Source organism: Caballeronia choica (assembly GCF_001544535.1).
Lineage (GTDB): Bacteria > Pseudomonadota > Gammaproteobacteria > Burkholderiales > Burkholderiaceae > Caballeronia > Caballeronia choica.
The window spans coordinates 1-1325 of the sequence record NZ_FCON02000465.1 but is presented as its reverse complement, the minus strand read 5'-3'; the positions used below and the strand labels follow the sequence as shown (position 1 = coordinate 1325).

Genomic DNA, 1325 nt, shown 5'->3' with positions numbered 1-1325 from the left:
CTTCGTCATCCCAGCCAGCCACACGGCCTGAACCGGCCGCACTCTGCACATTTCTGACGTTACAGATCCCCGCCTGCCTCCGCGATCGCCGACTTTACCGCCCGGACCGCACGGGGAGCGTTATCGCTATCGGCTTTCCAGTCATAGGTGCTGGCCTCGCGTCCCAATACGCAAAGAAATTGTCGCGCTAAATCAATGGCACCGCGGCCGAACTCCCTATTATGACTCTCGTGGCACCGATGAAGCGATCCCCTGCCGTGCTGACAGGAGCCAGCTACATCTGCCGGACGCACGCATGACTTGCCGCCGCACAAAACACAGACTGGAGACATCAATGACATCAAGCGCTGTAACCCAAAACACTACTTCACAAGCCGCGTCCATCGCACCGGCCATTGTCCGGCCATCGGTGCGCCAGCATTCGATCAAGGTGGAGATTTGCACGCCCGCCATCGGCGCCGAACTCAGCAATATCAGCCTCGCTGATGCCGCCCAGGATCCTGACGCCATCGCCGAAATCCGGGCGCTGTGGCTCAAGCATAAAGTGCTGTTCTTCCGCGATCAGAACATTACGCCGATGGAGCAACAGAATTTCGCCGCTCAATTCGCCGGACTGGAAGCCCATCCGCTTGCTCCGAGCCATCCGGAAGCGGACAAGTTGCTGATGCTGTACCGCAATCTCGACCCGGGCAAGCCCCAGGGCTTCGTCGAAAAAGCCAGCCGCGAAAACACCTGGCATGCCGATGTGACCTACAAGAAGGCGCCGCCCCGCGGCGCGGTATTGCGCTGCGAACTGGGTCCGGACACCGGTGGCGACACCATCTGGTCCAACATGGTGATGGCCTACGAAAAGCTGCCCGCCGCCATCAAGCAACGGATCGATGGCCTGTACGCCAAGCACGATGCCGAGCACGCCTTTGGCGCCCAGATGCCGATCGCAGAACGTCACGCGATGGCCGCGAAGAACCCCGCCGCCGAGCACCCGGTGGTGCTCACCCATCCCGAGACGGGCGAAAAGATTTTGTTCGTCAACTCGACGTTCACGACCCATTTCTCGAATTTCTACAACTTCGAGGACATCCGGTACGGCCAGGACTTCATGCCGGAGGCGCAACATCTGCTGAACTATCTGACCTCTCAGGCCGCGATTCCGGAATACCAGGTGCGTCTGAAATGGAGAACCAACACGGTTGCCATGTGGGACAACCTGCAGGTTCAGCACTACGCCGTGGCTGACTACGGCAATGAGCCAAGAAAGATGCTGCGCGCCACCCTCACGGGCACCCCGCTGGCCTGAGCCGACCGGCTCCCTCGGCAATTCCAGG

Annotated in this window: 1 protein-coding gene; it reads left to right on the top strand. The window is 60.3% G+C overall.

Features of this window, described 5'->3' with window-relative positions; translation table 11 throughout:
• Nucleotides 1-334 precede the first annotated feature (334 nt).
• Nucleotides 335-1297 carry a TauD/TfdA dioxygenase family protein gene (locus AWB68_RS45020; protein WP_087650464.1) on the top strand — a complete coding sequence of 321 codons (963 nt, stop codon included), beginning with the start codon at nucleotides 335-337 and terminating at the stop codon, nucleotides 1295-1297.
• Nucleotides 1298-1325 lie beyond the last annotated feature (28 nt).